General features: G+C 71.1%; 7 protein-coding genes and 1 pseudogene. 5 read left to right on the forward strand and 3 right to left on the reverse strand.

Annotation, left to right across the window (positions count from 1 at the left end; translation table 11 throughout):
- A pseudogene (locus tag IJH84_RS17085) lies at positions 1-256 on the reverse strand (SAM-dependent methyltransferase); the annotation flags it as partial.
- A 136-nt stretch (positions 257-392) separates the two neighbouring features.
- Here IJH84_RS17085 and IJH84_RS17090 point away from each other — a divergent pair.
- On the forward strand, positions 393-965 hold the full coding sequence (locus tag IJH84_RS17090) for an HhH-GPD-type base excision DNA repair protein (RefSeq protein ID WP_295146181.1): 573 nt from the start codon (positions 393-395) through the stop codon (positions 963-965).
- Position 966: 1 nt separating this feature from the next.
- Here the strand turns inward: IJH84_RS17090 and IJH84_RS17095 are convergent, their stop codons facing one another.
- Positions 967-1,632, reverse strand: a complete 666-nt coding sequence (locus IJH84_RS17095) for a 1-acyl-sn-glycerol-3-phosphate acyltransferase (protein ID WP_295146184.1) — start codon at positions 1,630-1,632, stop codon at positions 967-969.
- 182 nt (positions 1,633-1,814) lie between these two features.
- On the opposite strand from IJH84_RS17095, the gene IJH84_RS17100 reads away from it, so the two are divergent.
- Positions 1,815-2,135 (forward strand): DUF3099 domain-containing protein, encoded by a 321-nt coding sequence (locus IJH84_RS17100; RefSeq protein WP_295146186.1) that lies wholly within the window; start codon positions 1,815-1,817, stop codon positions 2,133-2,135.
- 50 nt (positions 2,136-2,185) lie between these two features.
- Positions 2,186-2,440, forward strand: a complete 255-nt coding sequence (locus tag IJH84_RS17105) for a DUF3039 domain-containing protein (RefSeq protein WP_200071276.1) — start codon at positions 2,186-2,188, stop codon at positions 2,438-2,440.
- A 36-nt stretch (positions 2,441-2,476) separates the two neighbouring features.
- On the opposite strand, the gene IJH84_RS17110 is transcribed toward IJH84_RS17105, so the two are convergent.
- The gene (locus IJH84_RS17110; RefSeq protein ID WP_295146189.1) at positions 2,477-3,700 is read right to left on the reverse strand and encodes a YihY/virulence factor BrkB family protein; all 1,224 of its coding nucleotides are present in this window, start codon (positions 3,698-3,700) and stop codon (positions 2,477-2,479) included.
- Positions 3,701-4,057: 357 nt separating this feature from the next.
- Here IJH84_RS17110 and IJH84_RS17115 point away from each other — a divergent pair, with 357 nt between their 5' ends.
- Positions 4,058-5,836, forward strand: a complete 1,779-nt coding sequence (locus tag IJH84_RS17115) for a DEAD/DEAH box helicase (protein ID WP_200071278.1) — start codon at positions 4,058-4,060, stop codon at positions 5,834-5,836.
- Positions 5,837-5,915: 79 nt separating this feature from the next.
- On the forward strand, positions 5,916-6,518 hold a 603-nt coding region (locus IJH84_RS17120), incomplete at its 3' end, for an aminotransferase class V-fold PLP-dependent enzyme (RefSeq protein WP_295146192.1).

Below are 6,518 nucleotides of genomic sequence, written 5' to 3' on the forward strand. Positions count from 1 at the left end.
CCGCGATCGCCTCGGAGAGCGGCAGCGGGTGCAGCGCCTGCTCGACGTCCCCGGCCTGCTCGGCCTCGCCGAGCAGGAACATCCGGATCGCGGTGCCCAGCGGTCCGCCGCCTTCGGTGGCGCGCAGCGCCGGCTCCGGTTCGCCGCGGCTGAGCGCGGCATGCGCCTGCGCGCCGAGCAGGTCGACGACGCCGTCCGTGCCGTAGCCGATCCGCAGGAACGCCTCGCGGAGGCGGTCGAGTCGATCGTTCGTCAAGTCTGGGATCACGAGTTCGATCCTCACACGCCCCCGGGGCACCCGCACCGACCGAGGTGCCGCAACGCACCGGCGCGAGCTCCGCCCGGGCCTGGTCGCGGGCCCATCGCCCGGGCACCCGTGAGAACCTGGGCGCATGAGCCGGACGCTGCACCTGACCCAGGACGCCGAAGCCGACGAACTGCTCTCGCGCGACCCGCTGGCCCTGCTGCTGGGCATGCTGCTCGACCAGCAGATCCCGATGGAGAAGGCGTTCGCCGGCCCGAAGGTGCTCGTCGAGCGGCTCGGCGAACTGGACGCGCACCGCATCGCGGCGATGGACCCGGAGGAGTTCGCGCAGCTGTGCTCCACGCCGCCGGCGATCCACCGGTTCCCTGGCTCGATGGCCAAGCGGATCCAGACGTTGTGCCGGTACCTGGTCGACACCTTCGACGGCGACGTGCGCGGGATCTGGACCGGCGAGGACCCGGACGGGACCGCGGTGCTCAAGCGGCTCAAGGCGCTGCCCGGTTTCGGTGACCAGAAGGCGCGGATCTTCCTCGCGCTGCTCGGCAAGCAGTGGGGCGTGCAGCCCGCGGGCTGGCGGGAGGCCGCTGGTGCCTACGGCGATCCGGAGGCGCGGCGCTCCATCGCCGACGTGCTCGACCAGCAGACGCTGGAAGAGGTCCGGGCCTGGAAGAAGCAGCAGAAGGCCGCCGCGAAGAAGTGATTCAGGCCGCGGCCGACGACTGGTAGCGGTCCACGTAATCCTGCTCGGACAGCTCCGAGATCGCGTACATGATCTCGTCGGTGATCGACCGCAGGATCGGCAGCGCACTCTCCATGCCGTCGTAGCGGGAGAAGTGCAGCGCCTCGCCGAAACGAACCGTCACGCGGGTGGGCCGGGGGAACTTGGCGCCCTTCGGCAGCAGGTCGGCGGTGCCGCTGAGCGCCACCGGGACGACCGGCGAGCGCCCGCTCAACGCCAGCCGCGCCACACCGGTGCGGCCGCGGTACAACCGCCCGTCCGGGGAGCGCGTGCCCTCGGGGTGGATGCCGAACGCACCGCCTTCGGACAGCACCCGCTGCGCGGTGCCCAGCGCTTCCTTCGCCGCCCGGCCGCGGCCGCGCTGCACCGGGATCGCGCCGAGCGCGCCGAACGCGTTGCGGGTGAGCCGGTTCTTCAGCCCGCCGCCCTCGAAGTACTCGGCCTTGGCCAGGAACGACACCGGCCGCGGCACCACCAGCGGCACGATGAAGCTGTCGGCCACGGACAGGTGGTTGATCGCGAAGATCACCGGTCCGTCCGCGGGCACGTGCTCCAGGCCGTGCACCCGCGGCCGGTACACCGCGCGGGCGACCGAGCCGACGATCCGCTTGGTCAGTGTGTAGAACATTCGAACCTCCCCGCCGCGTCCCGGCACCGCCTCCGGGAATCTATCCGGACCGTGGTGCGGGCTCGTGGCGGCCATGTGAACTCCTAGAGCCGATCCCGTGTAGCGGGGTGGCGCATCGCGCAGCCCCGAGGGTGTCCACCGTTCCACCGGAGTGGGACGATGGCGGACGTGGAGGTGGTGTCGTGAGCAGTTCCGAGCATGGCGACGACACCCCGGTGCTGATCACCGAGGCGGAGCCGTCCTACGACGATCAGCAGGCGGCGCGGCGCCGCAAGTACGCCATCATGATGTCCTTGCGGATCCCCTGCCTGGTGGCGGCGGCCGCCTGCTACCAGATCTGGTGGCTGGCGCTGATCATCCTGGCGATCTCGATCCCGCTGCCGTGGATGGCGGTGCTGATCGCGAACGACCGGCCGCCGCGCAAGACCGAGCACGTCAACCGGTACCAGCACGAATCGCGCGCGCTGGAGTCCCGCGAGCATCGCGTGATCGAGAACCCCTGAACCCGCCAGGTGATCCGCGCAGCGGCGGCCCGGTGCGGCATCATGGACGCATGAGCACCATGACGCTTCCGGAAACCGACGTCCGGCCGGACACCACGGAACAGACCGAGGACGACCGGCCCGAGGTCTTCCACTACGTGCAGAAGGACAAGATCGCCGAGAGCGCGGTCATGGGCACGTACGTGGTGGCGCTGTGCGGCGAGGTCTTCCCGGTGACGAAGTCCGCGAAGCCGGGCTCGCCGGTGTGCCCCGACTGCAAGAAGGTCTTCGAGAAGTTGCCGCCCGGCGGTGGCGACGACGAATGAGCTGAGCACCACCGGCCGCGGCGGCGGGGCGCCCGCTCAGCCGCGGTCCCGGCGCGCCCGAGGTTCTTGCCCGAAGCGCGCGGGCACGGCCGTGCCCCCGAAGCCGGTCGGCGGCTTCGCTCCCGAGTCCTCCCGATCGCCTTCCCGCCAGGCCCGGTAGCCCTCCTCGGTGCGTAGCCGCTGCTCCGCGCGCCGCATCTCCAGCCGCCGCCAGCGCCGCCGCTCCTTGCGCGTCATCTTCGCGGGCCACAGCTCCTGTATCGCGTTGTTGAACTGCGCACCGATGATGATCGCCAGCCCGATGAAGAACGCGAACAGCAGGAACGCGATCGGTGTGGCCAGCGCCCCGTAGGTGTAGCCGGTGCTGGTGACCCAGGTGATGTAGAGCCGCAGGCCGACGCTGGAGCACAGGAAGACCACCATGGCCAGCAGCGCCCCAGGCAGCCCGCGGTGCCACGGTAGCTTCCGCGGCAGCGCCACCTTGTAGAGCGCGGCCAGCGCCAGCACCAGCAGCACTCCGGTGGCCGGGTAGTAGAACACCCGGATCAGCCAGGCGATGTCGTCCTGCCATTGCGGCGGGAAGACCGTGGGCAGCCAGTCCGGGCCGAGTGCTATGACCGGCAGCCCGACCACGGCGAGCAGCAGGCCCACCAGGTACAGCAGCAGCGCGAAGATCCGCTGCCAGACGCTGTGCCGCACGGTGTACTGGTCGTAGGCGAGGGTGATCGAGTCGACCAGCGAGGCCAGCGCGGACGAGCCCGCCCACAACGACAGCAGGAAGCCCACCGACATGATCTCGGTGCGTCCCTTGGTCAGGATGTCCTCCACCGTCGGCCCGATGATCTGGTCCACGACGTTGGCGCTGAACACGGTGTGCGCGAACGACAGGATCTTGCTGTGCACCGTGTCGACCACCACGGGACCGAACCAGTCGCCGACGAAACCCAGGCTGCCGAGGAACCCCAGCAGCAGCGGCGGCAGCGACAGCGTCTGCCAGAAGGCGGCGGCCGCGGACTCCGAGAAGATGTTGTCCCACCACGCCTTGTGCACCGTGCGCCACACCAGCCGCAACGGCCCCCAGCGGACCGGGTCCGCGCGGGTCGCCGCGGTGGTGACCGAGCCGATCTCCGGGGACTGGATCACGGGAGCCTGATCGTCGAGCGGGTCGGCGGCCGGTCCGGCCCGCGCAGCTGGCGGCTCCGGCTCGCGGCCGTGCTGGCCGGGCCGTTGGCTGTTACCGGTCGGACCTGTGGAACCCATCGCACGTACCAGGATGCTGCATAGGGCTCACCAACGAGCGTGCACCCGGCCAACCGGGGGTGTCGGAGTGATCTCAATCCGATCCGCGGGTCGGTGCGACCGGACGGCCGGAGCGGGACGGTAAGCTGCCGGGGCGCCATCGGCGGATCGCCCGGCTGGACGCGACGACGCGCGGCCGAGGGTGCTGATCAGGTCCCGCGGTCCGCCGCGGGCCTGCCGACCGGAGTCGATCCGGCCCGGTCGATCGCAGCCCGGTCGCTCGCGGGAATCCACCGCGACGCCGGGTCGCCCGAGCGGCGCCCGCGATCCGCGCCAGGAACGTTCGGGGAAAGGCACAGGAAGGAGCGGCGAGCAGGCTTGTCCGAGTCGCAACTCGACCATCCCGTCCGATCCGTTCTCAGCGACCCCGCCGACACCGCCGGACGCCCGCTGCGGGCGTGGCAGCGGCGGGCGTTGACCCGGTACCTCGCGAAGAAGCCGCGGGACTTCATGGCGGTCGCCACGCCGGGTGCAGGCAAGACGACCTTCGGGTTGCGAGTGGCCGCGGAACTGCTGGGGGACCGGACCGTCGAGGCGGTCACGGTGATCACTCCCACCGAGCACCTCAAGCACCAGTGGGCGCTGGCCGCCAACGCCGCGGGCATCCCGCTGGACCCGGACTTCCGCAACGGCGACGGCATGACTTCCAGCGACTACGTCGGAGTGGCCGTCACCTACGCGCAGATCGCCGCACATCCGACGCTGCACCGGGTGCGCACCGAGCGCCGCAAGACCCTGGTGATCCTCGACGAGATCCACCACGCCGGTGACGCGAAGTCCTGGGGCGATGCGGTGCGCGAGGCGTGCACTCCGGCGACTCGGCGCCTCGGGTTGACCGGTACGCCGTTCCGCAGTGACGACACGCCGATCCCGTTCGTGAACTACGAACCGGACGCGGACGGTTCGATGCGCAGCGCCGCCGACAGCTCCTACGGCTATTCCGAGGCGTTGCAGGACGGCGTGGTCCGCCCGGTGATCTTCCTGGCTTATTCGGGCGAAACGCGCTGGCGCACCAACGCGGGCGACGAGTTCTCCGCCCGCCTCGGGGAGCCGCTGACCGCCGAGCAGACCGCGCGGGCCTGGCGCACCGCGCTGGACCCGGCGGGGGAGTGGATCCCGTCGGTGCTGCGGGCCGCCGACACCCGGCTCAACCAGCTCCGGCAGAACGGGATGCCGGACGCGGGCGGGCTGATCATCGCCTCCGACCAGGCCAGTGCCAAGGCGTACGCGAAAACGCTGCAACGGATGACCGGTGAGGAACCGGTCGTGGTGCTGTCCGACGATCCGAAGGCGTCCGGCCGGATCGCCGAATTCGCCGACTCCGACGACCGCTGGATGATCGCGGTGCGGATGGTCAGCGAAGGCGTCGACGTCCCCCGGCTGGCGGTCGGCGTCTACGCCACCAGCGCCTCCACCCCGCTGTTCTTCGCGCAGGCCGTGGGCCGGTTCGTGCGCGCCCGCCGGGAGGGCGAGACCGCGAGCATCTTCCTTCCCAGCGTGCCGGTGCTGCTGGGCCTGGCCAGCGAGCTCGAAGCCGAGCGCGATCACGTGCTGGGCAAGCCGCACCGGGAGAAGGAGGGATGGGACGAGGAACTGCTCGCCGAGGCCAACCGCACCAAGGACGAACCCGGCGAGGAGGAGAAGGCGTTCACCTCGCTGGGCGCCGATGCCGAGCTGGACCAGGTGATCTACGACGGTTCCTCGTTCGGCACCGCCGCGTTCGGCACCACCGAGGACGAGCAGGACTACCTGGGCCTGCCCGGGCTGCTCGAGCCGGACCAGGTGCGCGCGCTGCTGCGGCAGCGCCAGGAGCAGCAGCTGCACGAGGTCGGCAAGCGCGAAGCCGAGGACAAGGCGCAGAAGGCCGCGGAGCGCGCGGAGGAGGCCAAGCAGCCCAGCCGTCCGCAGAGCGTGCAGGAGCGGTTGCAGGGTCTGCGCAAGGAGCTCAACACGCTCGTCTCGTTGCACCACCACCGGACCCGCAAACCGCACGGCAAGATCCACAACGAGCTGCGCCGAGTGTGCGGCGGTCCGCCCACGGCGATGGCGACCGTGGAGCAGCTGGAGGAGCGCATCGCGACGCTGCGGTCGTGGTGATCTACTCGTCCGGGTGAACGGATCTTCGATCCGTCCCGGCGCGACCTGGGTGTGACCGCCCGTGCTTACGCTCGCACGCATGGTTTTAGACGTGGAGCAGGTGCGGGGGCAGTACCCGGCGCTGGCCGACGGCCGGGCCTGGCTGGACGCCGCAGCCGGTACGCAGGTTCCGCAGCAGGTGATCGACGCGATGTCCGAAGTGATGGCGGCGGGCGTGTCGAACGTGGGAGGAGCGTTCGAATCCAGCCGTCGCGCGGCGCGGGTCGTGGCCGAAGCGCGTTCGGCGGTGGCCGACCTCACCGGCGCGCCCGACCCGGAGTGCGTCGTGTTCGGTCCGAGCTCGACCGCGCTCACCTACCGGTTCGCCGCGGTGCTGGCGGACGCCTGGCAGCCCGGTGACGAGGTCGTGGTGACCCGGTTGGACCACGACGCGAACGTGCGGCCGTGGGTGCAGCACGCCCAGCGGGCGGGAGCGACGGTGCGGTTCGCCGACGTCGACCCGGCCACCGGTGAGCTGCCCGCCGAGCGGGTCACCGAACTCATCGGGGAGCGCACCCGGCTGGTCGCGGTCACCGCGGCATCGAATCTGCTGGGAACCGTGCCCGATGTCGCCGCGATCGCGCGGCGGGCGCGGGAGGTCGGCGCGGTCAGCTTCGTCGACGGTGTGCAGCACTGCCCGCAC

This window comes from Saccharopolyspora sp., assembly GCF_017434145.1.
GTDB classification, from domain to species: Bacteria; Actinomycetota; Actinomycetes; order Mycobacteriales; family Pseudonocardiaceae; genus Saccharopolyspora_C; species Saccharopolyspora_C galaxeae.

Bases quoted from the DNA above. Each gene is read 5' to 3' on its own strand.
- IJH84_RS17105 (WP_200071276.1), top strand. From the start codon at position 2,186: ATGAGCACCATGACGCTTCCGGAAACCGACGTCCGGCCGGACACCACG.
- IJH84_RS17090 (WP_295146181.1), top strand. From the start codon at position 393: ATGAGCCGGACGCTGCACCTGACCCAGGACGCCGAAGCCGACGAACTG.
- IJH84_RS17095 (WP_295146184.1), bottom strand. From the start codon at position 1,632: ATGTTCTACACACTGACCAAGCGGATCGTCGGCTCGGTCGCCCGCGCG.
- IJH84_RS17110 (WP_295146189.1), bottom strand. From the start codon at position 3,700: ATGGGTTCCACAGGTCCGACCGGTAACAGCCAACGGCCCGGCCAGCAC.